Raw genomic sequence first — 25,848 nt, forward strand, 5'->3', positions numbered from 1 at the left:
AGGGTGTGGTCTCCGACGGCGGTGAGGGTGACCTCGAAGGCGCCGTCCGGCTCACCCTCGGACCTGGTCTGGAGCAGCAGCCGGCGTGGCGGCTCGCACACGTCCACCCGACACGTGCCCTCCCACCCGCTGGCGAAGAACCGGGCGCGGAACTCGCCGCCCTGGTGCAGCTCACCGTCGACCTCGCCGAGCCAGCGGGCGAGACGACCGGGATCGGTCAAGGCGGACCACAGGTCGTCCACGTCGGTGGCGAAGCGGTCCTCGAGACGGACGATGCCCGTGCCGTCCGCGGCGCGCAGCATGCCCAACGTGCGCACGCGTCCGGTGTCGGTGGTCATCGGGTGCTCCTTCGCTCACGCTTGCCGCGCGCTGTCTCGGTGTGCAGGGCGTCGAGCTGCTGGTCCCACAGCGTCAGGCGACGGCTCAGCCAGTCGTTGATCTCGGTCAGGGGTTGCGGTCTGAGCGAGTAGATCCGGCGTTGCGCGACTTGGCGCACCTCCACCAGGCCGGCCTCCCTCAGCACCCGCAGGTGCCGGGAGACGCCCGGACGGGCGATCGATACCAGCGCTGCGAGCTCGCCCACGGTTTCCGGGCCCTCAGCCAGCGCCTCCAGCATCGTCCGACGGCTGTCGTCCGCGAGCGCCTTGAGAGCAGCTTCCATTTCGCCGCGCATGTGTATCAATGCAGGTACGTACACGTCAAGGTACGCAGCGGGCGCGCCCTTACTAGGTGTGTCCCATTTGCGGCCCTGACTGAACCCGGTTGTATTTACCGGACATGCCGATGACAGCGCGGTTGAGACTGGGCGACTCCGCCGGGTTCTCACCCCCCAGGGGTGAGGTGGCGTCACCGAACCCTGCCGACGATGGTCCGATAGTCCCTACTGGAGGTCATCAGCGGGACTTGGTCTGTGGACATGCCCGAGGCGGGGGTCGGAGTTGGAGGCGGCGCTCGCCGCCACCCCAAGTGCAAAGAAGCACGCCATGGCTCTCTTCTCGCGCCAGTCGTCCCTGCCGGCCAACGCGACACCGACCCCTCCGGCCGCCGTATCCGACGGCCGCCACACCCGTCGAGGGCGTCTCGGCTGGATCGTGGCCGCCTCCCTCGCGACCGGGGTCCTCGCGGCCCTGCTCCTGGTCTTCGCGCCGTTCACGCCGGTCACCGAGACCGCTATCACCGGCGCGGTCCTGTGTGGGTTCGCGATCGGCTGGGTGTCCCTGCTGCTGCTTTCCGAGAACTTCACCGACCAGCCGCAACGCTGGGCCGCGGTCCCCGCGATCTTCATGGGTGCCGGCGGCCTCCTGCTCTGGGTGTTCGGCTCGACCCGTGAGGCGCTGAGCTGGATCTGGCCACCGGCGCTCGCCGCCATCGTGGTGTGGATGGTGATTCAGGTGCACCGCGACCTGCGCAGCCGCGGCGGACGGGTTCAGCTGTACGCCGTGTTCACCATCCTCGCCCTGTGCGCCGTCGGCGGCGGCTGGCAGACGGTCAGCGCGGCGGGCAAGTCCAACCCGTTCCTGACGTCGGGACGCCTGGTGACCGTCGACGGCCACCAGTTGCGGCTGAAGTGCACCGGGTCCGGGGCCCCGACCGTCATCCTCGAACCGGGCGCCGGCGGCACCTCGGCAGACATGTCGGGCTGGGTAGCTCCGGCCCTCGCGAACCAGACCCGGACGTGCGTCTACGACCGCGCCGGCCGCGGCGGCAGCCAACCGGCCGTCACCGCCCAGGACGGTGCCCAGATCGCCACCGACCTCCACTCGCTGCTGCACCGGGCTGGCGTCCCCGGACCGTACGTGCTCGCCGGGCACTCCTTCGGCGGCCTGTACGTGCGCGTCTTCGCCGCGCACTACCCCGACGAGGTCGCCGGCCTCGTGCTGCTGGACTCCACTGCCTCCTCTCAGCCGGCCAAGTCCGTCGTCCCCGCGGCGGGCAACACCTCCTCCGACACGATCGGCCGGGCCGCCACGCTTGCATCCCTCACCGTCCCGGTCGGCATCGCACGCTTGTACGGCGCCCTCGTCGGCGACAGCGGCCTCCCGGCCCGCTACGAGGACCAGCTCACCTACGACACCACGCAGGCGAACACCGTGCGCAGCGTCGCCGACGAGTACATGCGCGGCGGGGCCGCTGCCGCCGAGGCCGCGTCGCTGCGGGACCTCGGCGACAAGCCCCTGTACGTCCTCACCGCAGGTGAGCACCCCGGGTCCTGGATGGCCGACCAGAAGCAGAGCGCCAGCCTGTCGACCAACAGCGTCTGGCGCGTCGTGGACGGCTCCTCCCACCAAGGTCTGCTCCAGGAGGAGCAATACGCCGCCCAGTCCAGCCAGGCCGTCCTCGACGTCGTCACCGCGGTCCGCAACCACCAGCCGCTGACGGCCAGCCGCTGAGACCGGACGCGGACGACCAGCTCGACCGTGCCGGGGCCACAGGACCCGGCTGGTCATCGAACTGCCCAGGAGGTCACCATGAAAGCTCTCACCCAGGACCGGTACGGCACCACGGACGTGTTGAAGTTCCGCGACATCGAACGCCCCCGCGCGGGCGAGGGCCAGGTTTTGGTCCGCATCGTCGCGGCCGGGATGGATCGCGGCGCGTGGCACTTCATGGCCGGCGAGCCGTACCTCATGCGGATTCTCGGCTTCGGGTTCCGAGCCCCGAGCGTCCCGGTACCGGGAACCAACTTCGCCGGTGTGGTCGAGGCCGTCGGCCTCGGCGTCCGCGAGTACCAGCCGGGTGACGAGGTGTACGGCGCCACCCGCGGGACCTTCGCCGAGTACGCGGTGACAGCGACCGGCAAGATCGCCCCGAAGCCCTCGCAGCTGTCGTTCGAGCAAGCCGCCGTGCTGCCCTACCCGACGTTCGTCGCCATGCAGGCGCTGCGCGACCACGGCCGGGTCCAGTCAGGACAGCGGGTCCTCGTTGTCGGCGCGTCCGGCGCCGTCGGCACGATCGCGGTCCAGCTCGCGGTCGCGTACGGGGCCACCGTGACGGGCGTGTGCAGTGGCGAGCACGCCGGCCTGGTGCGCTCGCTCGGCGCCGGCGACGTCATCGACTACCGGACGCAGGACCTCGCCGACGGCTCCCGCCGCTTCGACCTCGTCCTCGACATTGGTGGTCGGACCTCGTTGGCCCGGCTGCGCCGCGCACTTACACGGTCCGGCACGCTCGTCATCCTCGGCGGTGAGGGCGACCGTTGGATCGGCGGCACCCAACGTCAGCTGTGGGCCGGGGTCCTGACGCACTTCGTGCCGCAGCAGCTCGGCGCGTTCGTGGTCAAGGAGAACAGCGGCGAGCTGCTGCGGATGAACGAGCTAGTCGCCGCCGAGAAGGTGGCCCCTGTCCTCGGGCGAACCTTCCCGCTGGCCGACGGCGCTGCGGCCGTCGCAGCCTTCGAGAAGGGCGACACGAAGGGCCGCATCGTCATCATGCCGTGACGTATCACTGGCTCGCTGGCCCGGTCCTCACTGCTCGCCCGTCGCGCCTCGAACGGTTCAGACCACTGCACCCGGTGAAGCAGCCGGGTGCCTCCCCGTCGCCGCCGCGCCGGCTACCAGCCCCGGCGAGCTGTCGAGCAGATGCGCGCCGCCATCGCCGCCGAAGCAGCCCGCCTCAACGCCCTCGACGACGACCTCGAGACCGTCCGTGCCACCGACCAGGTGTTCAACGCACTCGACGACGCTATCCTCGCCATCGGCGAACCCCGCCTCCGCGAGTTGGTCCCGCGGCCCGAAACGCTACCTGCGCGCGTCCCAGCGCTCGGCCATTGCCTGCATCATCGTCCGGATCTGCCGCATGGTGTGCGGAGTAGCCGCTGATCGCGTTCGGCACCGGTGTGCAGACCCCGCCGGGCAGATAGCCTGCGATTGTGCGCCATCTACGAGGTCAGCCGTGCGATGAATGCGGAACCGTCCTGGTGGTTGGAATGGAGCCAATCGAAGATTTCGAGGAGCCGGGCGGCGCCCGGGAGGTCGCGGTCGACTGGTGCCCGAACCTTGACTGCCCCTCGAACCACGCGCTGCCCGGCCTCGTGCGAGTCGGCGTAAACCTCTACGTGTGCGATGTCTGCGGCGAGGAACTGAGCGGTCCCTTCAGCGCGTACGGCGGGCACCGGAACCTGCACCGCTGAGTGGCCTAAGCGAACGTCCGGATCTGCCGCGTTAAGGGAAGACCGCAACTGCCGATGAGCGGACGTCGGCACGAGAGCGGCCACTATCACTTTCCTGGCTGAAGCAGACCGTTCTCGTAGCACCACACGACGACTTGCACCCGGTCGCGCAACCCGAGCTTGCGCAGCACCTCGGCGACGTGGCTCTTGACGGTCTCGACCGAGACGACCAGCGTCGCTGCGATCTCCGCGTTCGACCTTCCCTGCCCCAGGAGGAGCAGCACCTCGCGCTCACGTGCGGTGAGTCCTCCCTCCACCAGAGGGTCGTGCCGGGGTCGCCGGCGTGAGCCGAAGTCCTCCACCAGCCTGCGGGTGATGGTGGGGCCGAGCAGCATCGACCCCTCGCTGACCATGCGAACGGCCTCGACCAGACGTTCACCAGTGACGTCCTTGAGGAGGAAGCCGCTGGCGCCCGCACGGAGAGCGTCGAAGACGTACTCGTCGACGTCGAAGGTGGTCAGGATGAGGACCCGGGTCGACGAGGCCGCGGCGATCCTCGCGGTGGCCTCGATGCCGTCCATCCGGGGCATCCGGATGTCGACGAGCGCCACATCTGGGTTCTCCCTTGCGACGAGGGCCATCAGCTCGACGCCGTCAGAGGCAGTGCCGGCGACTTCGATGTCGGGTTGGGCAGACAGCAGGTCGGCGAACCCGCGGCAGATGATGGGCTGGTCGTCCGCGATCACGACCCTCATGCGCGGCCTCCAACTTCTCGATCCGGCTCCGGGCTTCCCGACTCCGGGATGTGGGCCTCGGCGACGAAGAGTCCGTCGTGACTCATGACCTCCAAGCGACCGCCGGCTGCGGCCACCCGCTCCGTCATGCCCGTGATGCCCTGTCCGTGCTCCCACGCCGCGTCCGTCTGGGGGAGAGAGTTGGCCACCCGGACGGAGATGCCACCGCCCCCGTCCCCGTGTGCCGTGACGTCGACGGCTGCGTCCGGGGCGTGCCGCCGAGAGTTCGTGAGGGCCTCCTGGACGACCCGGTAGGCGACGTAGCCAGCGGCCGGCGAGACCCCCTCGAGGTCACGCAGTGACGCCGTCACGGTGGCGTTCGTCGACCGTGCGTCGAGCACCAGCTGTTCGATGTCTGTAGCCGTCGGCTGGGGTGTCCGCGGTGCTGCGTCACTGGTGCGCCGCAGCACGCCGAGCACCCCGCGCAGCTCGCGGAGTGCAAGCCTCGACTCATCCGCGATCTCGGCGAAGGCCGCGCGGACGTCGGGCGACAGGTCCGGGAAGGTGTAGGGCGCGGTCTCGGCACGCACCGCGATCAGCGACACGTGGTGCGCTACGACGTCGTGCAGGTCGCGTGCCAGTCGGGACCGCTCGTCCAGGACGGTTGCCTCACGCTGCACCTCCCGCCGTCCACGGAGCAGGTCGCGCAGGTCGCGGTCCCGTGCTGCTTCGCGGCGCAACAGCACCGGCAGCAACATCACCAGGACCGTCGCAACGGCGTAGAAGAGTGTCGCGAAGAGCAGCACGCCCGTGGTCTGCCCGAACATGCCGAACTCGACGGACCCACCGGGGGTCATCATCTTGCCGCGGGACCAGATGGCGATCACGGGCTGGGCTAGGGCGACCGCTGCGACCAGCCACGCGAGCCGCGGCCGCCTCCACGAGCTGCAGACAGCCACTGCCATTAGTGCCGCGTAGGCAGTCCACGGCCACGCCAGTCCGGCCGCGACTGCCATCGCCAGTCGAGGGACGACGAGGAGGACGCCAAACCAAGTAGATCGGAGTGCCGCCAGCGGAGCAGCGACGAGCAGGACACTGCCCAGCAGGCCCCACAGCGGACGTGCGGTCGACTGCACCACGAATCCACCCTCGCCCATCGGCGTGTAGGTGACATTCCACGGCGTGCTGCTTTCCAGCACTACGAGCAGCCCACACGAGGCAAGCGCAACGACCTCGAAGACCTGAGGTGCTGCTAGCCATCCACGGACACGTTCGACGCTCACTCTCATGGCCCCAAGCCTGCGAGACGCGTCCGACACGCCACCACCCTCTCGCGGACCAACTTCATCCCTCGCACGAGGGAGCATGGAGCCCGCAAACGGGGCCTCTCATCCAACATCCGGATCTGCCGCGTTCAGGGCCGCACCAGCGGCCTCGTTGCAGGCGTAGGAAGTCCAGGACAGGGGCAAAGTCGCCGCCATGCGGCACCTCGGACTCGTCTCGGCGTCCGTCGCCTCGCTGGCGATGGTGGCGCTGTGGGCGATGGATCCGGATCGGACCGTGGTGATGCTCGGACGCCGTGGCCTGGCTCGTGGGCCCGGCGTTCTTAGCGGTGGCCATCCATGGCACAGGGCTTTGGGCGATCCGCCGCTTCAGGCTCTCAGAACGGGGTCACGCCGTGCTCCACGTTCTCCTAGAGGCTGACGAGCCGATCTTGCGTAATCGCATCGAGGCTGACCAGGAGTTGGCGGTTGCGAGGCAGGGCCGGTTGGATCACTTGCCGAAGTTCGCGGAGGCTCGCTCCTGGATCGCACGGCGCGCCGACCTGATCGTGGATACGACCCGACTCACTCCCGGGCAGGTCGCGGACCACGTCTGGGACACCGCGAGGGAGCGGATCGAGTAGGCAACCGAGACGCCTCATGCCGCGGATAGTGAAAGCGCGGTTATGCCAATGAGAGCACGGCACGCCGGGCTCGTGTGTACGAGTCAGCCTTCGCTCGCCGGAAGAGATTGCAATGATGCGTCACTGGTCTTGCTCGTGTTGGCCGTGGCCTCGTTGACGCTGTTCGTGTGGTGGCTGCTGGTGCTCATTCAGGCTCTGCAGGTTCCCGATCGCGACTGGGCGGCCGCCGGGCAGAGCAAGATCCTGTTGGTCATCCTCATGGTGTTTCTTGGCATCCTCGGGACGATTCTTTACGTGGTTATCGCTCGCCCCTCCTTGGGGCGGACATCACCTTCTACGGTCTGAAGCGCGGTCGAGGTTGCACCCAATCCTGGCCTTGCTGTGGAAGCGTTGATGGTGAACGTCCCTCATCTGCCGCGCAGAGGTAACCACGCGACTGCAGATAGGCGGTCATTCCCCGGTCTGGTCGTCAATTCTTTCGCGGATGATGTCTGCGTGGCCGTTGTGCCGCGCGTACTCCCCGACCAGTTTCGCGAGGTTCCAGCGGATGCTGCGCTTGTTGTTTGGGCTGACTGCAGCCAGATCGGGCCACCGGGCCACGGCTGCGTCCGTCTTGGAACGTTCGTCAATCCACGTCGAGAAGGAGATGTCCACGTCGGCGGCGGTGCAGTCGATGTCGTCTTCGGCGTCGTTCTCGTATTCGCCCCAAACCCATTGGAAGTCAGGGTCTTCTTCCAAGGGCCACGAGCCGTAGGCGTGTTCCATCTCGGCCATGTGTCGCACGAGGCCGAGTAGGGACAGGTGAGAGGGATCAGCGGACCGGTCGACAAGCTGCTGCGGTGTCAGAGCATCACACTTTGAGCGCAAGGCGTCCCGGTGAAAGGCCAGCCAGCCAAGGACAATGCTGCGCTCATCTCCGTCCTCTGGCTGCTCAGCTCGCGCGGGTGGGGTCTCTGCCATTGTCGGGATGCTGCCGCATCGTGCCGCAACTCGTCTAGATACGCACTCACATGTCGCGGCGAGTGAAGCTCGGTCGTGCCGATGAGCGGTCGTGGCACGATGCGGCCATGATCGATGCTCGGTTTGCCGGTCTTCCGGCCGAGGTCCTGGATGGCGTGGCCGGTGTGGTCGGCGCAGAGGTCACTTGCCTCAGTCGTCTACCCGGAGGCGTCAACGGGGGTGCCATGCGCGTCGAGTTGGCCGGAAGGGCACATGCGGTTCTCAAGGCAGTGCCTCGGGCATACCCGAGCCACCTGGACGAGACCTTGCGAGCCCAGCGAGTGGTCGAGCACATGCGTAGGCGCGGCTATCCCACTCCGGCCTGGCTCGGAGTGGGGGCCACAGCCACTCATGTGTGGCATCTGATGGACTACGTCGACGCGGCTCCCGCATCAGAGCTGACCCCGTCCTTGATGGATCAGCTGATGGAGATCGTTGAACTCCAGGCTGGCCAAGGCTCCGAGCCCTACGACCACTGGTCCTACGCCTGGCGGGTCGCCACCGGTCAGGAATCAGCTGTCGCCGGGCTGGATGTCAACGAGACACCCGAGCAGTCGCATCTGCGCCAGTCCATGGCCGGGCTCTCGGGGTATTCCTCGTCGGTGTCGATGTTGGTCGAGCGGCTGTGGGTCGCGTGTGCCGACGTCCCACCACCACGAGGGGCACCGGACATGGTCCATGCCGATCTCGCAACCGCCGGCAATGTCCTGGTCCGTGACGGAGCGGTGGTGGCGGTGGTGGACATTGGAAATGCTGGTAGCGGCACACGGGCGATCGATCTCACCACCCTCGCCTGGTACACGTTCCAGGATCCGCTACTGGACGGTGTCCGAAAGAGGCTCTGGACGAAAATCCTCTACCAGGTCGGCTGGGAGGGGGCGACGGTGCTCGCAGCGTCACAGATTCTCCACATGCTCGAGATCCCCATCCGCCACGGTGGCCACGATGTCGTTCCGGGTGTGGTCGAGCGCGGCCATCGCGCCCTCGACGAGGTGAACGCGCTCCGCTAGGCCGAAAACGAACTCGATCTGCCGCAGGGAGCGTGAGCTGCGGCAACCGGATTTGCCGCAATCCGAGCGGACGTGCCGAGGCAGCCGTGCCGCCCGTCGAACCTGTCGGGCTGCTCTGGCAAAGTCGCGGTCATGGCGAAGATCGACCGCTCTCACATCCGAGTCAAGGCCATGCTCGTCGCTTCGAACGACGACACCACGGCACATGCCGTCAGCCTCCACCCTCCGACGAAAGAAAACCCCTATGGGTACCACCGCCTGATCGGTGGAGGCGTCGAACTAGGCGAGCCGCATCGTGATGCCATAGTGCGCGAGGTAGACGAGGAACTCGGGGCAAAGATCCGGGACCTCACCTTCCTCGCCACGTTCGAGAGCATCTTCCGCATTGACGGCGTGCTCGGTCACGAGATCGTATTCCTCTACGGCGGTCGGCTCGACCCTCACCCCGCGCTGAGTGGTGCCTCCCTCACCGAGACCGATGGCAGTGTGCTGCCCGTTGTTTGGCGCCCTATCCACGACGATCAAGAGTCGCTGCCCCTGTATCCCAGCGCATCCGTCGCTTGGGTGCACAGCCTCACTGACTGGGGTGGCGAACGATAGCTGTGGGCGTGCTGGTCGCCTCCTTCCACAACATGGCAAGGACGGCCGAGGGACGTTCAGTGACGTCCTCATCTGCCGCGGATAGTGAAAGCGCGCTCATAGCGGATAAGCGTGCGTGAGCCGCGCAGAGTGAGAGGGTGATGTCGTGAGCGTGACCACGATTGTGGCGAATAGTGCCGACCTTCCCTTCCTCGAAGAGGTCGACACACGACTCTCTCCCGACACCATTGCCGACCTCGTGTCTATAGGGCGGATGATGGTCGTCAAGGTCGACGGAGACGCCGTGGGCTTCTTGCGTTGGGGCATGTTCTGGGACCAGCTCCCGTTCATGAACTTGCTCTGGGTCCTGCCCGATTGGCGGGGTCAAGGAGTCGGCACGACGTTGGTTGAAGCGTGGGAGAAGTCCCAACTTGCCGCCGGTCGCGACCTGGTGCTCACCTCGACCATGTCGAACGAGAAGTCCCAGCACTTCTACCGACGGCTGGGCTATGTAGACACCGGAGCCCTCCTGCTACCGGGCGAACCGGCTGAACTCATCCTCCGGAAACCGCTTGCCCAGTAACCGGATCTGCCGCTGTCCGCGTGCGGATGAGCGGGTGCCCCCAGGGCCAGCGATCTCAAACGTGTCGCCATACCCCGCCCGGGTGGGCGACGTTCGCCTCTGGTGATCGAGTCTCCCGGGGGACACGGTGAGAGCGGACAAGGAGCGCCCACCCAGCGCGCTGCTTGGGGAAAGGGGGTCGAGATGTCTACTGCGACGCCGGCCGCGCCGGCGACGAGTCCTACACGCCGGACCTTGATCCGTGCCTGGATGTCCTTGGGGCTGATGGTGCCGGGCTTCGTCGGGCTCATGGTGTTCGGTGAGTGGGCGAATGCGAGGGATGCTCCCCTTCTCGCCTCGGTGATGACCGTGGTGATGGTCGCACTGTTGGCGATCTTCGCGGTTGGCGCCGTGTGGTTCGGCGTGCAGGCTCGCAAGTTGGGCGCGCGCACGGGCCTGGTGCCAGCGATCCTGTCCGGCCTGGCCGCGGTCTACTTCCTGGTTCTATTCGTCGCGCAGTGGCTGGGCGGAGGCGGCCCCCTGGGGGGCTGACTCCTGAGAGGTCGCCCCAACCCCTGCAACAACGAGACAGCGGAACACGAGCACCGTTGACGGTGGTGCCGCATCCGACCATGCCGCAGATAGCGTGCGCTCGAAGACGCACGCTTCTGCCGCACTTCGGACGCGGTCCGGTATTCACCTTCAGGCTCGCTATCCGACCGACTGGTGGGAGCCGAGAGTGCACGTATTCATCCGTCCAACGCAGACCTTTCTGACCTGCCAGATCTGCCGTGGCCTTCTGTTCGCGAGCCGAGAGATCAAGATGACCACCACGGGCATGACTTTCATGGACTTGGACTGGCTCAACAGCTCGGCTGAAGGCGTCATCTGCCTACGGTGCGGATACGTGCACACCTTCATGGCGCAGGTTCACCAGTGGGTGGACCCCGCGGCAGTAAAGCCAGAGGACCTACCAGTGGACCCACTCGCCTAGCAAAGCGCGAGCCCGGCAACCTCAACGGTCGTGAATCGACGTCGTGCGGTCAGACAGCCCGCCGGAGTAGCCGCATTGAGGGCACCGCAACTGGCTCCCTTCTGTGTCAAGACGCGTGCTTGCCCGGCGCGTTGGACACCGGTTCCAGCAACGCCCACTGCGCGTCGTTCAGGTCAGTTGAGTACGACATGGCCCAGACGGTGCCGTCGGGGCTGACGGGCGCAGTCGACGCCAAAGGGGACACACCCAGCTAGAGCGCGCGCAGGCCGAACTCGTTGCCGTCCGGGTCCGCGAGCTCGACGCCGTCAACGAGATCGGTCAACCGGGTCGCGCCCAGGGACACGAGCCGGTCGACCTCGGTGCCGAGGTCTGCTGCCACCAGATCCAACCGCTGCCGCTTCCGTCCGAGTCTGGGCGCGACCGGCGGACCGCCCCAGGAGATCTTGGTGCCTCCGAGCGGCGACTGGACTGCGGTCTCTTCGTCCTCGTCCCACACCAGCGGCCAGTCCAGCGCATCGCGCCAGAACAGGCCGACGTCCCGGGTGCCGTCGCACGTGACCTCGCCGAGGGGGCCGGTTCCGGCCAGGAAACTGTTCCGCGGCTCGATCACGCACATCTCGTTGCCGCCCGGGTCGGCCAGGACGACGAAGCCGGCATCGGGAGCCTGACCGACGTCGATGTGATGACCGCCCAACCGCAGAGCCGACTCGACCGTCCGCCGCTGGTCCTCGAGGTCTGGTGCTGGTCAGGTGCAGGTGCAGCCGTCGCGGGCCGATCTGCTCGGTGCGGGTGGTGACGAAGCGGAGCCCGACCTGTGCGGGGTCGCCCGGGAGCAGCGCGCCGTGGGCCTCCTCGAGGATCTCCCGCCGGAGCAGCCCGGCCCAGAAGGCCGCGACTGCGGCGGCGTCGGCCACCTCGAACGTCACCGCCTCGAGTCGCAGCACCATGGGTGCACCGTAGGCCCCCAGCACCCTGGGCGGCCACCGGCTTTCGGTCGCTCGTCGGCCACGCTGCGGGGCAACAGAAACTGGGGACCGGCATGACGCGATCCCGCAGCCCGCCCCGTCAGACGAGCCGGTTGGGCCGCCGCGGAGCCAGCGCCAGCTGGGCCTGGGTCCGCAGCCGTTGCTCGGCCGGGTCGACCGGTCCGGGCAGCCCGGTGGACACCGTGCTGATCGGGTCGATCAGGGCGTTCAGCCGGCGGGCGACCGGAGTCGCGGCGAGCAGCAGCGAGAGGCCGACGGCGGCCAGGGTGATCAGCACGAAGGCGGTGACCGGGTCCTGCTCGGCCAGGCCGCCGACCCCGGCGTACGACGCGCTCTTCACCGCGAAGCCGTGGAAGAGGTAGACGACCAGGCTGGCCGAGCCCATCGTCGTGAACCAGCGGTGCGTGGTCGGGATCAGCGACAGCGCGCTGAGCGCCAGCACGCCGGCCACGACCAGCAGCACCAGCCGGGCCGCCATGCCTTCCGCGACGCCCACGCCGAGGTCGGCGTAGCCGGTGCGCCAGTAGAGCCACTCCTTGCTCAACGGTCCGGCGACGAAGGTGGCCACGACCAGCGCGGTGACCAGCGCCGCCGCGGCGAACACGCGCACCCGGGGCCGGGCCAGCCAGGTGAACTGCTCCCGGCGCATCGTCAGCCCCGCCACGAAGAACGGCAGCAGCCCCATCGCACGGGCCAGGTCGAGGGTGTCGCCGGTGTAGATCCCGCCCAGCAGGCAGACCACGACCGCGAGCAGCATCGGCTGTCGCACCCGGCGCAGCAGCGGGGTGGCGAGCCGCCAGGTGAACAGGACCGCGAGGTACCACATCGGCCAGTGCGGGTCGAGGTACAGCGTGCTGCCGAGGTGCTCCCCACCGACGGTGACGCGGAACAGCGCCAGCAGCGACTCGAACACAAGGTAGGGCACCACCACGGTGGTCGCCAGCTTGCGCAGGTGACTGCCGGTGAAGCGGAAGCCGCGGGAGAGGTAGCCGGTGACGAGCACGAAGGCCGGCACATGGAACGCATAGAGCGCGTAGTAGGTCGGCGCCGAGGACGACGTGTCGGGGATCAGCGTCCAGGCGTGTCCGACGACGACCAGGGTGACCAGCACGAGCTTGGCGTTGTCGAAGTAGGCGTCCCGCGAGGAGGGCCGGCCGGAGGCGGGCTGTGGCGAGCGGGCCACCGCGGACGCCCCGGTCGGTGGCGGGGTCGGCTGCGTGGTCGCGGGCGTCGTCATGGGGCTGCTCGTCCGGCTCTCGGGTCGCATCGGGTGACGGGTGGATGGTTCCCTCACCGCTCGCCGGTAAACGGCCGAAGCCCGACATCTAGACTCCCGGTCATGGACCAGGACCCGGCGCCACCCCGGCGGCAGCGGATCGCGGCGTACGCCGTGCTCACGCGCGACGGGGAGATCCTGCTGACCCGCATGTCGGGGCGCACTCGGATCCAGGGCCGGTGGACGCTGCCCGGAGGGGGCATCGACCACGGCGAGGACCCGCGCGAGGCGCTGCGCCGCGAGGTGCTCGAGGAGACCGGCCTGGACGTGCACCCGGGACAGGTCGCGGACGTGCACAGCACCCACTTCACCGGGCCGCGCTCCGACGGGCTGGTCGAGGACTACCACGGCGTGCACCTGATCTTCTGGGCGACCGTGGACCCGGCCTCGGAGGGCGTGGCCCCCCGGGTGGTCGAGGTCGGCGGCTCCACCGAGCACGCCGCGTGGGTGCCGTTGGAGGAGGCCGAGCGGCTCGACCTGCTCTCCGCCGCCCGGCACGCCCTGGCCCTGCTGCGACGAGAGGTCTCCCCATGAGCGCGACCGCGTTCCCGCCGCCCGAGCGGCCCGAGTCGGTGTTCACCTACGGCGCCCCCCAGCTCAAGTTCGGCGCCGGCTGCTCCGACGAGATCGGCGTCGACCTGGCGGCGTACGGCGTCCACAGGGTCCTCGTCGTCACCGACGCCGGGGTCGCCGCCACCGGGCACCCGCAACGGGTCGCCGACCAGATGGCGGCCTTCGGCATCGAGGCGCAGGTCTTCGACGGGGTGCACGTGGAGCCCACCGACGCGAGCATCTCCGCGGCCGTGGAACACGCCCGGGGCACCGGCCCGTGGGACGCCTTCGTCGCCGTCGGCGGTGGCTCCGCGATCGACACCGCCAAGGCGGTCAACCTGCTGACCACCAACCCCGGCGAGCTGATGGACTACGTCAACGTGCCGGTGGGGCAGGGCCGCTCGCCGGTGAACCCGCTGGCGCCGCTGGTGGCGGTGCCCACGACCACCGGCACCGGCAGCGAGAGCACCACGGTCTGCGTCCTGGACGTGCTCGAGCAGCAGGTGAAGACCGGCATCAGCCACCCGCGGCTTCGACCCACCCTCGCCGTCGTGGACCCCCGGCTGACGATGAGCCAGCCGTCCGGGGTCACCGCCGCCTGCGGCATGGACATCTTGTGCCACGCGCTGGAGAGCTGGACCGCGCGGCCGTACACCTCCTTCGAGCACAAGGAGCCGGGCGGCCGGGTGCCCTACTGCGGCGCGAACCCGATCGCCGACATGTGGGCCGAGCGGGCAATGCGCCTGCTCGCCGGGTCGTTCCGCACCGCGGTCCGCCACGGGGAGGACGAGCAGGCGCGCGAGCAGATGGCGCTGGCCGCGACCTTCGCGGGGATGGGCTTCGGAAACGCCGGGGTCCACCTGCCGCACGCCAACGCCTACCCGGTGGCCGGCCAGGTCCGCGACTTCCACCCCGAGGGCTACCCGGCCGGGCACGCGATGGTGCCGCACGGGATGGCGGTGGCGCTCACCGCACCGGCCTCCTTCCGGTTCACCTTCGACGCCGACCCGGACCGGCACGTGCGCGCCGCGGAGCTGCTGGCGCCCGGCGCCGACCGTCGCGGCGACCCCTGGGACCTTCTGCCGACGGTGCTGGCCGAGCTGATGCGCGACATCGGGCTGCCGAACGGCCTCGGCGAGATCGGCTACGGCGAGGCCGACGTGGACACACTGGTCGGCGGCACGATGAAGCAGCAGCGGCTGCTCGCCATCGCCCCGCGGCCGGTGTCCGAGGACGACGTGGCAGCCGTGCTGCGCGACTCGTTGGAGATCTGGTGACCACGCACGAGCTGGCGGGCCACGAGCAGAGGGAGTACGCCGCGGCCGCGCGCGACGTGGCGGACCAGCTGCGGACGGCCGGTCTCGCGGAGGTCGACGACTCGGCGCTCGCCCGGGCGATGTACTCCACCGACGCCTCGCTCTACCGGGTGCCGCCGCAGGTGGTCGTGCGGCCGCGCGACGTCGACGAGCTGGTGGCGGCGGTCGAGGTGGCCCGCTCCTCCCGCACCCCGCTGACGATGCGCGGCGCCGGCACCTCCATCGCCGGCAACGCGGTCGGCCCCGGCATCGTGGTCGACACCGCCCGGCACCTGCACAAGATCCACGAGGTCGACCCCGCCGCCCGCACCGCCCGGGTGGAGCCCGGGGTGGTGCACGCGTCGCTGCAGCGGGCCGCGACGCCGCACGCCCTGCGCTTCGGGCCGGATCCCTCGACCCACACCCGCTGCACCATCGGCGGGATGATCGGCAACAACGCCTGCGGGTCCCGGGCGCTGGGCTACGGCCGCACCTCCGACAACGTGGTGGCGCTCGACGTGCTCACCGGCACCGGGCAGCGGCTGCTCCTGGGCGAGGGGGCCGCCGGCGTTCCGGAGCTCGACGCGCTGGTGGACGCGCACCTCGCCACCGTCCGCACCGAGATGGGCCGCTTCGGCCGGCAGGTGTCCGGCTACTCCCTCGAGCACCTGCTGCCCGAGAACGGCCGGCGGCTGGACCGGTTCCTGGTCGGCTCCGAGGGCACCCTCGCGGTGGTGCTCGGCGCGACCGTCCGTCTGGTCGAGGACGCCCCGCACCGTGCCCTGGCGGTGCTCGGCTACCCGTCGATGCCGGCGGCGGCGGACGCCGTACCCACCCTGCTGCACCACCCGCTGGTCGCCTGCGAGGGGCTCGGCCAACGGATCGTCGACGTGGTCAGGGCGCGCCGGGGCACCGTGCCGCCGCTGCCGCGTGGCGAGGGCTGGCTGTTCGCCGAGGTCACCGGTGCTACCCGCGCCGAGGCGGAGGCGCTGGCCGCCGCGGTGGTCGCCGACTCCGGGGCCCTGGACGCCCGGGTGGTCAGCGACCCGCGCGAGGCCGCCGCGCTGTGGCGGATCCGTGAGGACGGCGCCGGGCTCGCCGCGATCAGCCTCGACCGCCCGGCGCACGCCGGGTGGGAGGACGCCGCGGTGCCACCGGACCGGCTGGGCGCCTACCTGCGCGACTTCGAGGACCTGCTGCGCACCTCCGGGCTCGACGGGGTGCCCTACGGCCACTTCGGCGACGGCTGCGTGCACGTCCGCATCGACTTCGAGCTCGCCGACCCGGCCGGCCGGGGCCGGTTCCGGGAGTTCCTCGGCGACGCGGCCCGGCTGGTCGCGTCCTACGGCGGCACTCTGTCGGGGGAGCACGGCGACGGCCGCGCCCGCTCCGAGCTGCTGCCGCTGATGTACTCCGCGGAGGTGATCGACCTCTTCGCCCGGGTCAAGGGGGTGCTCGACCCCGCCGGCGTGCTGAACCCCGGCGTGCTGGTCGACCCGCGCCCGGTCGACGCGGACCTGCGGCTCGCGACGCCGCTGCGCAGCGTCCCGCGGGCCCTGCAGTGGGCGCACGACAACGGCTCCGTGGCCGCCGCCGTGCACCGCTGCACGGGGGTCGGCAAGTGCCTGGCCGCGCCGACCGGCTCGGTGATGTGCCCCTCCTACCAGGCCACCCGCGAGGAGAAGGACTCCACCCGCGGCCGGGCCCGGGTGCTGCAGGAGATGGTCGAGGGCTCAGTGGTCACCGGCGGCTGGGCCTCCCCCGAGGTGCACGAGGCGCTGGACCTCTGCCTGGCCTGCAAGGGCTGCGCCCACGACTGCCCCACCGGGGTGGACATGGCGACCTGGAAGGTCGAGGCGCTGCACCAGCGCTACCGGGGCAAGCTGCGCCCGCGCGGCCACTACGCGCTCGGGGCGCTGCCGCGGTGGCTGCGCCTCGGTGCCCCGGTGGCGCCGCTGGCGGCCCGCGCGCTGGAGGTCCCGTTGGTGCAGTGGCTGGCCAAGGCGGTGGCCGGCGTCGACCAGCGCCGCGGGCTGCCGGTGCCGGCCGCCGAGCCGTTCCGCGGCCGGTCCCGGCGGACGACGTACGACCTGGACGACGAGCAGCCGGACGTGGCGATCTGGGCCGACACCTTCACCGACCGCTTCGATCCGGCGGGTGCCCAGGCTGCGGTCAGGGTCCTGGAGGCGGCCGGCCTCCGTGTCGGGGTCGTCGGGGCCCGCGCCTGCTGCGGGCTGACCTGGTTCAGCACCGGCCAGCTCGGCGCGGCCCGGCGCGAGATGGAGCGGACCGTCGCGGTGCTGGGGGAGTACGCCGAGCGCGGCGTCCCGGTGGTGGCTCTCGAGCCGTCCTGCCTGGCCACGCTGCGCTCCGACGCCGTGGAGCTGCTCGGCGCCGACACCGAGCTGGGCCGGGCGGCCGCCGCGGTGGCGCGCAACACCCGCACCCTCGCCGAGCAGCTCGAGGCCACCCCGGGCTGGGTGCCGCCGGACCTGACCGGCACCGAGGTGCTCGTGCAGCCGCACTGCCACCACGCGAGCATCCTCGGCTGGGAGGCCGACGCCCGGGTGCTGGCGCGCACCGGCGCCCGGGTCACCCGGGTGGACGGCTGCTGCGGGCTGGCCGGGAACTGGGGGGTCGAGCAGGGGCACCACGACGTCTCGGTCGCCGTCGCGGAGACCCACCTGCTGCCCGCCGTGCGGGCCGCGGCGCCGGGCACGGTGCTGCTCGCCGACGGCTTCTCCTGCCGCACCCAGCTCGACGACCTGGCCGGCGTACGCGCCTCCCACCTCGCCGAGCTGCTCGGCCAGGTCCCGACCGGGCCGGCGGCAGCGCCGACCCATACCGCATCCGGGCCGGGGCCGTTTTGACCCTGCCCCGGCGAGCCGGTAATCTTTTTCTTCGTGCCTGGGACAGCCAGGTCATCGTGCGTGCTCTCGACGGGCCGCGCGGCTGCGCGAGCAGCGTTCGAAGGCTCTCACCGCCCCCAGCAAGCCGGCGGCGAGCCGTGGGCCGGGCGACACGCCCGACCGCGGGGGAGTCCCGCGGAAGCCGACGACCGCAGCGCATGCAGCACCCGAAGAGTCAGTACTACCAAAGCGAAGGGGAACCACGCGGTGCCCACCATCCAGCAGTTGGTCCGCAAGGGCCGCCAGGACAAGGTGTCGAAGAACAAGACGCCCGCTCTGAAGGGATCGCCTCAGCGGCGCGGCGTGTGCACGCGTGTCTACACGACCACCCCGAAGAAGCCGAACTCCGCCCTGCGCAAGGTCGCCCGTGTGCGCCTGTCCAGCGGCGTCGAGGTCACGGCCTACATCCCGGGTGTCGGCCACAACCTCCAGGAGCACTCGATCGTGCTCGTGCGTGGCGGCCGGGTGAAGGACCTCCCCGGTGTCCGCTACAAGATCATTCGCGGCTCGCTCGACACCCAGGGTGTCAAGAACCGCAAGCAGGCTCGCAGCCGTTACGGCGCGAAGAAGGAGAAGAGCTAATGCCGCGCAAGGGCCCCGCTCCCAAGCGTCCGATCGACGTCGACCCGGTCTACGGCAGCCCCGTCGTGACCCAGCTGGTCAGCAAGATCCTGCAGGACGGCAAGAAGCAGACCGCGCAGCGCATCGTCTACGGCGCCCTCGAGGGTGCTCGCGAGAAGACCGGCACCGACCCGGTCGTCACGCTGAAGCGCGCGCTGGACAACATCCGTCCCGCGCTGGAGGTCCGCAGCCGTCGAGTCGGCGGCGCGACCTACCAGGTCCCCGTCGAGGTCCGGGCCGTGCGCCAGACCACGCTCGCGCTGCGCTGGCTGGTGGAGTACTCCCAGGCCCGCCGCGAGAAGACGATGGCCGAGCGCCTCATGAACGAGATCCTCGACGCCTCCAACGGCCTCGGTGCCGCTGTGAAGCGCCGCGAGGACACCCACAAGATGGCCGAGTCCAACAAGGCCTTCGCGCACTACCGCTGGTGATCGACCACCGGTACGCCGGCGCCCCCCGACCGGGGGCCCGTCGTGCCGGGCAGGTCACGGCCACCGGCCGGCAGTAGACCTAGCAGCACCTTCCACCGTCAAACCCGAGGGAACCCCATCGTGGCTGTCGACATCACCACCGACCTCAAGAAGGTCCGCAACATCGGCATCATGGCGCACATCGACGCCGGCAAGACCACCACCACCGAGCGGATCCTGTTCTACACCGGCATCACCTACAAGATCGGTGAGGTCCACGAGGGCGCCGCCACGATGGACTGGATGGAGCAGGAGCAGGAGCGCGGCATCACGATCACGTCCGCCGCGACGACCTGCTGGTGGAAGGACCACCAGATCAACATCATCGACACCCCCGGTCACGTGGACTTCACCGCCGAGGTGGAGCGTTCGCTCCGCGTCCTCGACGGGGCGGTCGCCGTGTTCGACGGTGTCGCCGGTGTCGAGCCGCAGACGATGACCGTGTGGCGCCAGGCCAACAAGTACTCCGTCCCGCGGATGTGCTTCGTGAACAAGCTGGACCGCACCGGTGCGGACTTCTTCCGCTGCGTCGACATGATGGTCGACCGCCTCAACTCGACCCCGCTCGTCCTCCAGCTGCCGATCGGCGCCGAGAGCGACTTCCTCGGTGTCGTCGACCTGGTCGGCATGCGTGCCCTCACCTGGCGCGGCGAGACCAAGATGGGCGAGGACTACGAGGTCGAGGAGATCCCGGCCGACATGGCCGAGCAGGCCGCCGAGTGGCGCGAGCGCTTCCTCGAGACGCTGGCCGAGGCCGACGACGCGGTCATGGAGAAGTACCTCGAGGGCGAAGAGGTCCCGGTCGAGGAGCTCGAGGCCGCGATCCGTCGCGCCACCCTGGCCGACAAGGTCAACCCGGTCCTCTGCGGCACCGCGTTCAAGAACAAGGGCGTGCAGCCCCTGCTCGACGCGGTCGTGAAGTACCTCCCCTCGCCGCTCGACATCGACGGCATCCAGGGTCACGACGCCAAGGACGAGGAGAAGGTGATCGTCCGCCAGCCGAGCGACGACGAGCCGTTCTCCGGCCTGGCCTACAAGGTCGCCACCGACCCGCACCTGGGCAAGCTGATCTACGTCCGCGTCTACTCCGGCAAGCTGGAGGCCGGCTCGACCGTGCTCAACTCGGTCAACGGCCGCAAGGAGCGGATCGGCAAGGTCTACCAGATGCACGCGAACAAGCGTGAGGAGATCGCGTCGGTCGGCGCCGGCCAGATCGTCGCGGTCATGGGCCTCAAGGACACCAAGACCGGTCACACCCTGTGTGACATGCAGCACCCGGTGGTGCTCGAGTCGATGAGCTTCCCGGCCCCGGTGATCGAGGTCGCGATCGAGCCCAAGACCAAGGGCGACCAGGAGAAGCTGGGCACCGCGATCCAGCGGCTCTCCGACGAGGACCCCACCTTCACGGTGAAGTCCGACGAGGAGACCGGCCAGACGATCATCGCCGGCATGGGCGAGCTGCACCTGGAGATCCTGGTCGACCGGATGAAGCGCGAGTTCCGCGTCGAGGCCACCGTCGGCAAGCCGCAGGTCGCCTACCGCGAGACCATCCGCCGCAAGGTGGAGAAGCACTCCTACACCCACAAGAAGCAGACCGGTGGGTCCGGCCAGTTCGCGAAGGTGCTCATCTCGATCGAGCCGAGCATCGACCCGGAGACCGGCAGCGGTGCCGGCTACGAGTTCGTGAACGCCGTCTCCGGTGGCCGCATCCCCCGCGAGTACATCCCCTCGGTGGACCAGGGTGCGCAGGACGCCATGGAGTTCGGTGTCCTCGCCGGCTACCCGATGGTCGACGTGAAGGTGACTCTCGAGGACGGCGCCTACCACGACGTCGACTCCTCCGAGCTCGCGTTCAAGATCGCCGGGACCCAGGCCTTCAAGGAGGCCGCCCGGCTCGCCAAGCCCGTGCTGCTCGAGCCGATGTTCGCCGTCGAGGTCACGACCCCCGAGAACTTCCTCGGCGACGTGATCGGCGACATCAACTCGCGGCGCGGCCAGGTCCAGTCCATGTTCGACCGCTCGGGTGACCGGGTCGTGCAGGCGCTGGTACCGCTGTCCGAGATGTTCGGGTACGTTGGCGATCTGAGGTCCAAGACCTCCGGTCAGGCGTCGTACTCGATGGAGTTCGACTCGTACGCCGAGGTTCCGCAGAACGTCGCCGACGAGATCATCAAGAAGGTCCGCGGCGAGTAGTTCGTCGGACTAGCACTTTCCCCAGCAGACGAGTCAAGTACTAACTAGGAGGAGCCCCCGTGGCTAAGGCGAAGTTCGAGCGGACTAAGCCGCACGTCAACATCGGCACCATTGGTCACATCGACCACGGCAAGACGACGTTGACCGCAGCGATCACCAAGGTGCTGCACGACAAGTACCCTGACCTGAACCCCTTCACGCCGTTCGACGAGATCGACAAGGCCCCGGAGGAGCGGCAGCGCGGTATCACCATCTCGATCGCGCACGTCGAGTACCAGACGGAGTCGCGTCACTACGCGCACGTCGACTGCCCCGGTCACGCCGACTACATCAAGAACATGATCACCGGCGCGGCGCAGATGGACGGCGCGATCCTCGTGGTCGCCGCCACCGACGGCCCGATGCCCCAGACCCGTGAGCACGTGCTGCTCGCGCGTCAGGTCGGCGTGCCGGCGATCGTGGTCGCCCTGAACAAGTGCGACATGGTCGACGACGAGGAGCTCATCGAGCTCGTCGAGATGGAGGTGCGCGAGCTCCTCTCGGAGTACGAGTTCCCCGGCGACGACATCCCCGTGGTCCGCGTGGCGGCCTTCCCGGCGCTGAACGGCGACGAGAAGTGGGGCCAGTCGATCATCGAGCTCATGGACGCTGTGGACGAGTACATCCCGCAGCCGGAGCGCGAGATCGACAAGCCGTTCCTGATGCCGGTCGAGGACGTCTTCACCATCACCGGTCGCGGCACGGTCATCACCGGCCGGATCGAGCGCGGTGTGGTCAAGGTCAACGAGACCGTCGACATCATCGGCATCCGCGAGGCCAAGCAGACCACCACGGTCACCGGCGTCGAGATGTTCCGCAAGCTGCTCGACGAGGGCCAGGCCGGCGAGAACGTCGGGCTGCTGCTTCGTGGCACCAAGCGCGAGGACGTCGAGCGCGGCATGGTCGTCATCAAGCCGGGCACCACGACCCCGCACACCAACTTCGAGGCCTCGGTCTACATCCTCTCGAAGGAGGAGGGCGGCCGTCACACGCCGTTCTTCAACAACTACCGTCCGCAGTTCTACTTCCGGACGACGGACGTCACCGGGGTCGTGCAGCTCCCCGAGGGCACCGAGATGGTCATGCCGGGCGACAACACCGACATGTCGGTCGAGCTGATCCAGCCGATCGCCATGGAGGACGGTCTCCGGTTCGCGATCCGGGAGGGTGGCCGCACCGTCGGCGCCGGCCGGGTCACCAAGATCATCAAGTGATCCCCGCCGTCAGCTGACGGCACCCTGTTCGATCGAGAGGCCCGGCCCCCCAGGGGTCGGGCCTCTCGCCTTTCCCCTCCCGCCAGGAAGGCGACCAGATGCAGCAGGGCGTTCGGCCGGCGCGACCGCACACCGGCGTGACCGAGGACGGTCAGCGGATCCGCGAGGTCCTCACCTACAGCCGCCGCGGCAGCCGGCTCAGCGACGCCCAGGCCGAGGTGTGGGGGCGCCGGGCCGAGCGGTGGTGGATCCCCGACGAGGCCGTCGACGAGCCGGGCTTCTCCTTCGCCGACCGGTTCGGCCGCGACGCCCCGCTGATCGTGGAGATCGGGTCGGGGATCGGGGAGGCCACGGCGGCTCTGGCGGCCCGGCGGCCGGCGTACGACGTGCTCGCCTTCGAGGTCTGGCGGCCCGGGGTGGCGGAGACGTTCCACGCGCTGGAGCGCGCCGGCGTCGAGAACGTCCGGATGATCAGCGTCGACGCGGTGTGGTCGCTGGAGAACCTGTTCGCGGCGGAGAGCATCGCCGAGCTGTGGACGTTCTTCCCCGACCCGTGGCCCAAGAAGCGGCACGAGCAGCGGCGCCTGGTCGGCCCCGCCTTCGCGGCCGTCGCCGCCTCGCGGCTGCAGGCCGGTGGCGTCTGGCGGCTGGCGACCGACTGGCCGCCGTACGCCGAGCAGATGCAGCATGTCCTGGACGCCGAGCCGCTGCTCGAGGGCGGGCCGGTCCCGCGCTGGACGGACCGTCCGCACACCCGCTTCGAGCGCCGCGGGCTCCGCGCCGGGCGGCCGATCACCGACCTCGCCTACCGCCGGCGGGAGGTGGTCGCATGAGCGGGCCGCTGCGCGCCGTGGTGCTGGACGACTACGCCGGCGCGGCGCTGGGCGCGGCCGACTGGTCGGTGCTCGGCGACCGGGTGCGGGTCGACGTCCTCACCGAGCACATCCCGGATCCCGACGAGCTCGTGGCGCGGCTCTCCGGCTACGACGTGGTGGTCGCGATGCGCGAGCGCACGCCGCTGCCGGCCGTGGTGCTGGACCGGCTGACGCGGCTGCGGCTGCTGGTGACCACCGGGATGCGCAACGCCTCGATCGACGTCGCCGCCGCGCGGGCCAACGGTGTGACGGTCTGCGGCACGCGCACCTCCGCGACCTCGACGGTCGAGCACACGTGGGCGCTGATCCTGGGGCTGGCCCGGCACCTCGAGCAGGAGAGCGCGCACATGCGCGCGGGGGAGTGGCAGTCCACGCAGGGCATCGGGCTGGCCGGCAAGCAGCTCGGCGTGGTGGGGCTCGGCCGGCTGGGCGGCGAGGTGGCCCGGATCGGTCAGGCCTTCGGCATGTCGGTCGTCGCGTGGAGCACCCACCTGACGCAGGAGCGGGCCGACGCGGTCGGGGTCGCCAAGGTCGGCTTCGACGAGCTGCTCTCCACCTCCGACGTGGTGACGCTGCACCTGGTCCTCGGCGACCGCAGCCGTGGCCTGGTCGGTGCCCGCGAGCTCGAGCTGATGAAGCCCACCGCCCTGCTGGTCAACACCTCGCGCGGTCCGATCGTGCAGGCCGGCGCCCTGCTCGCCGCCCTGCAGGCGGGCACCATCGGCGGGGCGGCCCTGGACGTCTACGACCAGGAGCCGCTGCCGGCCGACGATCCGCTGCGCTCGGCGCCCCGGTCGTTGCTGACGCCGCACCTGGGCTACGTCACCGACGACGGGTGGCGGACCTTCTTCGCCGACGTCGTCGAGGACGTCGCGGCCTTCCTGGCGGGCGCGCCGGTGCGCGAGCTGCCCTAGCACCAGCGGCTGGAGGGGTCAGGAGGGGTCAGGAGCGGCCCAGCAGCGCGGCCACCGCCTGGCCGAAGACCTCCGTGTGTCGGTCCACGTCGGAGCGGCTGTGGTGCGGGGAGAACAGCGCCATGTTGTGGAACGGCGTCAGCAGGATCCCCCGGTTGAGGGCCCACAGGTGCATGAACGCCTCGAGCTCCTCGTCGATCGCCGCGGCGGCCGCGGCGCCGTCGCGCGGGGGAGGGCAGAACCAGTACTCCGCACGGGCCCCGAGGCGCTGCACGTGCCAGGGCAGGGCGTGCTCCTCGATGACGCCGGCCACCCCGTCGGCCCACGCCTGCGCGAGCGGGAACGCCACCGCGAAGTCCTCCTCGCGCAGCGCCACCGACAGGGTCCGGCGCACCGCGGCCAGGGCGAGCGCGTTGCCGGTGAGGGTGCCGCCGACCCCGGCGACGTCGATGTCGTGGGAGAGCATCGGCGGCGTGAGCCGTTCGGCCAGCTCCGCGCTCAGGCCGTACGCCGCGGCCGGCACCCCGCCGCCGATCGGCTTGCCGACCACCACCATGTCCGGGTCGAGCCGCCAGGCACGGGTGCAGCCTCCAGGGCCGGCGCACAGCGTGTGCGTCTCGTCGATGACCAGCAGGGTCCTGGCCTCGCGGGTCAGCCGGCGTACCTCGTCGAGGTAGCCCGGCTCGGGCAGCACGATGCCGATGTTGGTCAGCGCCGGCTCCATCAGCAGCGCCGCGACGTCTCCGTGCGCCAGCGCCCGCTCCAGCGCGCCGAGGTCGTTGAAGGGCACCACACGGGTGGTGAGGGCGACGTCCACCTGCGGTCCGAGCGCACCGGGACGGGGCACGACCCGGTCGCCGTCGAGGACGGCCAGCGTCTCGTCGACGGTCCCGTGGTAGCACCAGTCCATCACCGCGACCTTCGGCCGGCCGGTGAGGTGGCGCGCGAACCGGAGCACGAACCGGTTCGCGTCGGTCGCCGACATCGCCATCTGCCAGCGGGCGAGCCCGAAGCGTCGCCGGAGCTCCTCTCCCACCCAGGCGGCGTCGGTGCTCGGCAGCATCGTGGTGATCCCGGTGCGCGCCCGCTCGCAGATCGCCTCGGTGACCTCCGGCAGCGCGTGACCGGTCATCGCCCCGGTGTCGCCGAGGCACAGGTCGACGTACTCCCGTCCGTCGACGTCGCTGAACCGGGCGCCGGAGGCCTCCACGAAGAAGAGCGGGAAGGCGCCGGGCCACCGGCTCATCCAGGGCATCGGCACGCCGGCGAGCAGCGAGCCCCGCGCCTCCTCGGCGAGCTCGGCGGAGCGGGGGTGGTCGGCGACGAAGCGTCGCTCCTCCTCCGCGTGCAGGTCGTGGAGCCGGTCGCGGTCGATCATGAGCCGAACCTAGGGCACCGCGGCGGCCGCCGTCAGCCCCTCCTCCGGTGGGCGCGTCGCGCCCCGTGGGGCCCCCGATTTGATATGCCCCCCCGGTCTCTGACAAACTGTTCCGGTTGCTCCGGCGGGGTCGCCGGGGTGCAGGCAAACTTGACTACTGAATCGGTTATTCCTGGTTTGAGTGGTCCGGCGTGTGCCCGCACCGCACCAGGAGACCCTTTCAGTCCCGGCCCT

26 protein-coding genes and 2 pseudogenes are annotated in these 25,848 nt (G+C 70.0%); 19 read left to right on the forward strand and 9 right to left on the reverse strand.

Annotated elements, in window-relative coordinates:
* Positions 1-23: 23 nt before the first annotated feature.
* Both H9L09_RS22810 and H9L09_RS12190 read right to left on the reverse strand, forming a co-directional pair.
* Positions 24-338: pseudogene (locus H9L09_RS22810) on the reverse strand (SRPBCC domain-containing protein); the annotation flags it as partial.
* Positions 335-673, reverse strand: a complete 339-nt coding sequence (locus tag H9L09_RS12190) for an ArsR/SmtB family transcription factor (protein WP_246455984.1) — start codon at positions 671-673, stop codon at positions 335-337. The pseudogene H9L09_RS22810 and the gene H9L09_RS12190, both read right to left, overlap by 4 nt.
* 310 nt (positions 674-983) lie before the next feature.
* Here H9L09_RS12190 and H9L09_RS22465 point away from each other — a divergent pair, with 310 nt between their 5' ends.
* From H9L09_RS22465 to H9L09_RS12210, 4 genes are all read left to right on the forward strand, one after another.
* On the forward strand, positions 984-2,390 hold the full coding sequence (locus H9L09_RS22465; RefSeq protein ID WP_187577213.1) for an alpha/beta fold hydrolase: 1,407 nt from the start codon (positions 984-986) through the stop codon (positions 2,388-2,390).
* A gap of 78 nt (positions 2,391-2,468) precedes the next feature.
* Positions 2,469-3,437 (forward strand): NAD(P)-dependent alcohol dehydrogenase, encoded by a 969-nt coding sequence (locus tag H9L09_RS12200; RefSeq protein ID WP_187577214.1) that lies wholly within the window; start codon positions 2,469-2,471, stop codon positions 3,435-3,437.
* 141 nt (positions 3,438-3,578) lie between these two features.
* Complete coding sequence (locus tag H9L09_RS12205; RefSeq protein WP_187577215.1) at positions 3,579-3,818, forward strand: hypothetical protein; 240 nt, start codon at positions 3,579-3,581, stop codon at positions 3,816-3,818.
* A 107-nt stretch (positions 3,819-3,925) separates the two neighbouring features.
* On the forward strand, positions 3,926-4,129 hold the full coding sequence (locus H9L09_RS12210) for a hypothetical protein (protein WP_187577216.1): 204 nt from the start codon (positions 3,926-3,928) through the stop codon (positions 4,127-4,129).
* An 86-nt stretch (positions 4,130-4,215) separates the two neighbouring features.
* Here H9L09_RS12210 and H9L09_RS12215 read toward each other — a convergent pair whose 3' ends face one another.
* Positions 4,216-4,863: a response regulator gene (locus tag H9L09_RS12215; protein ID WP_187577217.1), complete on the reverse strand. Its 648-nt coding sequence runs from the start codon at positions 4,861-4,863 to the stop codon at positions 4,216-4,218.
* Positions 4,860-5,981: a sensor histidine kinase gene (locus tag H9L09_RS12220; RefSeq protein WP_187577218.1), complete on the reverse strand. Its 1,122-nt coding sequence runs from the start codon at positions 5,979-5,981 to the stop codon at positions 4,860-4,862. Before H9L09_RS12220 ends, H9L09_RS12215 begins: the two co-directional genes overlap by 4 nt.
* 440 nt (positions 5,982-6,421) lie before the next feature.
* Between H9L09_RS12220 and H9L09_RS12225 the strand changes: the two genes are divergently transcribed.
* Positions 6,422-6,748: a hypothetical protein gene (locus tag H9L09_RS12225; RefSeq protein ID WP_187577219.1), complete on the forward strand. Its 327-nt coding sequence runs from the start codon at positions 6,422-6,424 to the stop codon at positions 6,746-6,748.
* A gap of 144 nt (positions 6,749-6,892) precedes the next feature.
* On the forward strand, positions 6,893-7,093 hold the full coding sequence (locus tag H9L09_RS12230) for a hypothetical protein (RefSeq protein WP_187577220.1): 201 nt from the start codon (positions 6,893-6,895) through the stop codon (positions 7,091-7,093).
* A 105-nt stretch (positions 7,094-7,198) separates the two neighbouring features.
* Here H9L09_RS12230 and H9L09_RS12235 read toward each other — a convergent pair whose 3' ends face one another.
* Positions 7,199-7,708, reverse strand: a complete 510-nt coding sequence (locus tag H9L09_RS12235; protein WP_187577221.1) for a mycothiol transferase — start codon at positions 7,706-7,708, stop codon at positions 7,199-7,201.
* Between the two features lie 224 nt (positions 7,709-7,932).
* Here H9L09_RS12235 and H9L09_RS12240 point away from each other — a divergent pair, with 224 nt between their 5' ends.
* The 4 genes from H9L09_RS12240 (at position 7,933) to H9L09_RS12255 (ending at position 10,450) form a co-directional block, all read left to right on the forward strand.
* Complete coding sequence (locus tag H9L09_RS12240; RefSeq protein WP_246456519.1) at positions 7,933-8,757, forward strand: aminoglycoside phosphotransferase family protein; 825 nt, start codon at positions 7,933-7,935, stop codon at positions 8,755-8,757.
* A 132-nt stretch (positions 8,758-8,889) separates the two neighbouring features.
* Complete coding sequence (locus tag H9L09_RS12245; RefSeq protein ID WP_187577223.1) at positions 8,890-9,357, forward strand: NUDIX domain-containing protein; 468 nt, start codon at positions 8,890-8,892, stop codon at positions 9,355-9,357.
* A gap of 145 nt (positions 9,358-9,502) precedes the next feature.
* Positions 9,503-9,919 (forward strand): GNAT family N-acetyltransferase, encoded by a 417-nt coding sequence (locus H9L09_RS12250; protein ID WP_223164020.1) that lies wholly within the window; start codon positions 9,503-9,505, stop codon positions 9,917-9,919.
* Positions 9,920-10,153: 234 nt separating this feature from the next.
* Entirely contained in the window at positions 10,154-10,450 is a 297-nt protein-coding gene (locus tag H9L09_RS12255; protein ID WP_187577224.1) for a hypothetical protein, read from the forward strand.
* 692 nt (positions 10,451-11,142) lie between these two features.
* On the opposite strand, the gene H9L09_RS22100 is transcribed toward H9L09_RS12255, so the two are convergent.
* The 3 genes and pseudogenes from H9L09_RS22100 to H9L09_RS12265 all read right to left on the reverse strand — a co-directional run bounded on the left by H9L09_RS22100 (position 11,143) and on the right by H9L09_RS12265 (position 13,115).
* Positions 11,143-11,586 carry a VOC family protein gene (locus tag H9L09_RS22100; RefSeq protein ID WP_246455986.1) on the reverse strand — a complete coding sequence of 148 codons (444 nt, stop codon included), beginning with the start codon at positions 11,584-11,586 and terminating at the stop codon, positions 11,143-11,145.
* 94 nt (positions 11,587-11,680) lie between these two features.
* Positions 11,681-11,839, reverse strand: a pseudogene (locus H9L09_RS22650) (VOC family protein); the annotation flags it as partial.
* Between the two features lie 118 nt (positions 11,840-11,957).
* The gene (locus tag H9L09_RS12265) at positions 11,958-13,115 is read right to left on the reverse strand and encodes an acyltransferase family protein (RefSeq protein ID WP_187577225.1); all 1,158 of its coding nucleotides are present in this window, start codon (positions 13,113-13,115) and stop codon (positions 11,958-11,960) included.
* Positions 13,116-13,217: 102 nt separating this feature from the next.
* Between H9L09_RS12265 and H9L09_RS12270 the strand changes: the two genes are divergently transcribed.
* From H9L09_RS12270 to H9L09_RS12310, 9 genes are all read left to right on the forward strand, one after another.
* Complete coding sequence (locus tag H9L09_RS12270) at positions 13,218-13,688, forward strand: NUDIX hydrolase (RefSeq protein WP_187577226.1); 471 nt, start codon at positions 13,218-13,220, stop codon at positions 13,686-13,688.
* The gene (locus tag H9L09_RS12275; RefSeq protein WP_187577227.1) at positions 13,685-14,983 is read left to right on the forward strand and encodes a hydroxyacid-oxoacid transhydrogenase; all 1,299 of its coding nucleotides are present in this window, start codon (positions 13,685-13,687) and stop codon (positions 14,981-14,983) included. The genes H9L09_RS12270 and H9L09_RS12275 overlap by 4 nt, the downstream gene beginning before the upstream one ends.
* 119 nt (positions 14,984-15,102) lie before the next feature.
* Positions 15,103-17,871, forward strand: coding sequence for an FAD-binding and (Fe-S)-binding domain-containing protein (locus H9L09_RS12280; protein ID WP_187580857.1), 2,769 nt, complete (start codon positions 15,103-15,105; stop codon positions 17,869-17,871).
* Positions 17,872-18,117: 246 nt separating this feature from the next.
* Positions 18,118-18,492 (forward strand): 30S ribosomal protein S12, encoded by a 375-nt coding sequence (rpsL, locus tag H9L09_RS12285; protein WP_056681807.1) that lies wholly within the window; start codon positions 18,118-18,120, stop codon positions 18,490-18,492.
* On the forward strand, positions 18,492-18,962 hold the full coding sequence (gene rpsG / locus H9L09_RS12290) for a 30S ribosomal protein S7 (protein WP_187577228.1): 471 nt from the start codon (positions 18,492-18,494) through the stop codon (positions 18,960-18,962). The genes rpsL and rpsG overlap by 1 nt, the downstream gene beginning before the upstream one ends.
* Before the next feature lie 171 nt (positions 18,963-19,133).
* Positions 19,134-21,194, forward strand: a complete 2,061-nt coding sequence (fusA, locus tag H9L09_RS12295) for an elongation factor G (RefSeq protein WP_281390856.1) — start codon at positions 19,134-19,136, stop codon at positions 21,192-21,194.
* A gap of 59 nt (positions 21,195-21,253) precedes the next feature.
* Positions 21,254-22,447: an elongation factor Tu gene (tuf, locus tag H9L09_RS12300; protein WP_187577230.1), complete on the forward strand. Its 1,194-nt coding sequence runs from the start codon at positions 21,254-21,256 to the stop codon at positions 22,445-22,447.
* 98 nt (positions 22,448-22,545) lie between these two features.
* Positions 22,546-23,280, forward strand: a complete 735-nt coding sequence (gene trmB, locus H9L09_RS12305; protein WP_187577231.1) for a tRNA (guanosine(46)-N7)-methyltransferase TrmB — start codon at positions 22,546-22,548, stop codon at positions 23,278-23,280.
* Entirely contained in the window at positions 23,277-24,236 is a 960-nt protein-coding gene (locus H9L09_RS12310; RefSeq protein WP_187577233.1) for a D-2-hydroxyacid dehydrogenase family protein, read from the forward strand. The genes trmB and H9L09_RS12310 overlap by 4 nt, the downstream gene beginning before the upstream one ends.
* Positions 24,237-24,264: 28 nt before the next feature.
* Here the strand turns inward: H9L09_RS12310 and H9L09_RS12315 are convergent, their stop codons facing one another.
* The gene (locus H9L09_RS12315) at positions 24,265-25,614 is read right to left on the reverse strand and encodes an aspartate aminotransferase family protein (RefSeq protein ID WP_187577234.1); all 1,350 of its coding nucleotides are present in this window, start codon (positions 25,612-25,614) and stop codon (positions 24,265-24,267) included.
* Between the last annotated feature and the right edge of the window lie 234 nt (positions 25,615-25,848).

The sequence above is a fragment of the Nocardioides mesophilus genome (assembly GCF_014395785.1).
GTDB classification, from domain to species: Bacteria; Actinomycetota; Actinomycetes; order Propionibacteriales; family Nocardioidaceae; genus Nocardioides_B; species Nocardioides_B mesophilus.

Excerpts from the sequence above, each read along its gene's own strand:
- fusA (WP_281390856.1), top strand. The coding sequence starts at position 19,134 with ATGGCGCACATCGACGCCGGCAAGACCACCACCACCGAGCGGATCCTG.
- H9L09_RS12265 (WP_187577225.1), bottom strand. The coding sequence starts at position 13,115 with ATGACGACGCCCGCGACCACGCAGCCGACCCCGCCACCGACCGGGGCG.
- H9L09_RS12215 (WP_187577217.1), bottom strand. The coding sequence starts at position 4,863 with ATGAGGGTCGTGATCGCGGACGACCAGCCCATCATCTGCCGCGGGTTC.
- rpsG (WP_187577228.1), top strand. The coding sequence starts at position 18,492 with ATGCCGCGCAAGGGCCCCGCTCCCAAGCGTCCGATCGACGTCGACCCG.
- H9L09_RS12245 (WP_187577223.1), top strand. The coding sequence starts at position 8,890 with ATGGCGAAGATCGACCGCTCTCACATCCGAGTCAAGGCCATGCTCGTC.
- H9L09_RS12310 (WP_187577233.1), top strand. The coding sequence starts at position 23,277 with ATGAGCGGGCCGCTGCGCGCCGTGGTGCTGGACGACTACGCCGGCGCG.
- H9L09_RS22465 (WP_187577213.1), top strand. The coding sequence starts at position 984 with ATGGCTCTCTTCTCGCGCCAGTCGTCCCTGCCGGCCAACGCGACACCG.
- H9L09_RS12280 (WP_187580857.1), top strand. The coding sequence starts at position 15,103 with ATGTACTCCACCGACGCCTCGCTCTACCGGGTGCCGCCGCAGGTGGTC.
- H9L09_RS12240 (WP_246456519.1), top strand. The coding sequence starts at position 7,933 with ATGCGCGTCGAGTTGGCCGGAAGGGCACATGCGGTTCTCAAGGCAGTG.
- H9L09_RS12210 (WP_187577216.1), top strand. The coding sequence starts at position 3,926 with ATGGAGCCAATCGAAGATTTCGAGGAGCCGGGCGGCGCCCGGGAGGTC.
- H9L09_RS12205 (WP_187577215.1), top strand. The coding sequence starts at position 3,579 with ATGCGCGCCGCCATCGCCGCCGAAGCAGCCCGCCTCAACGCCCTCGAC.
- H9L09_RS12190 (WP_246455984.1), bottom strand. The coding sequence starts at position 673 with ATGCGCGGCGAAATGGAAGCTGCTCTCAAGGCGCTCGCGGACGACAGC.
- trmB (WP_187577231.1), top strand. The coding sequence starts at position 22,546 with ATGCAGCAGGGCGTTCGGCCGGCGCGACCGCACACCGGCGTGACCGAG.
- H9L09_RS12270 (WP_187577226.1), top strand. The coding sequence starts at position 13,218 with ATGGACCAGGACCCGGCGCCACCCCGGCGGCAGCGGATCGCGGCGTAC.
- H9L09_RS12275 (WP_187577227.1), top strand. The coding sequence starts at position 13,685 with ATGAGCGCGACCGCGTTCCCGCCGCCCGAGCGGCCCGAGTCGGTGTTC.
- H9L09_RS12315 (WP_187577234.1), bottom strand. The coding sequence starts at position 25,614 with ATGATCGACCGCGACCGGCTCCACGACCTGCACGCGGAGGAGGAGCGA.
- H9L09_RS12200 (WP_187577214.1), top strand. The coding sequence starts at position 2,469 with ATGAAAGCTCTCACCCAGGACCGGTACGGCACCACGGACGTGTTGAAG.
- H9L09_RS12235 (WP_187577221.1), bottom strand. The coding sequence starts at position 7,708 with ATGGCAGAGACCCCACCCGCGCGAGCTGAGCAGCCAGAGGACGGAGAT.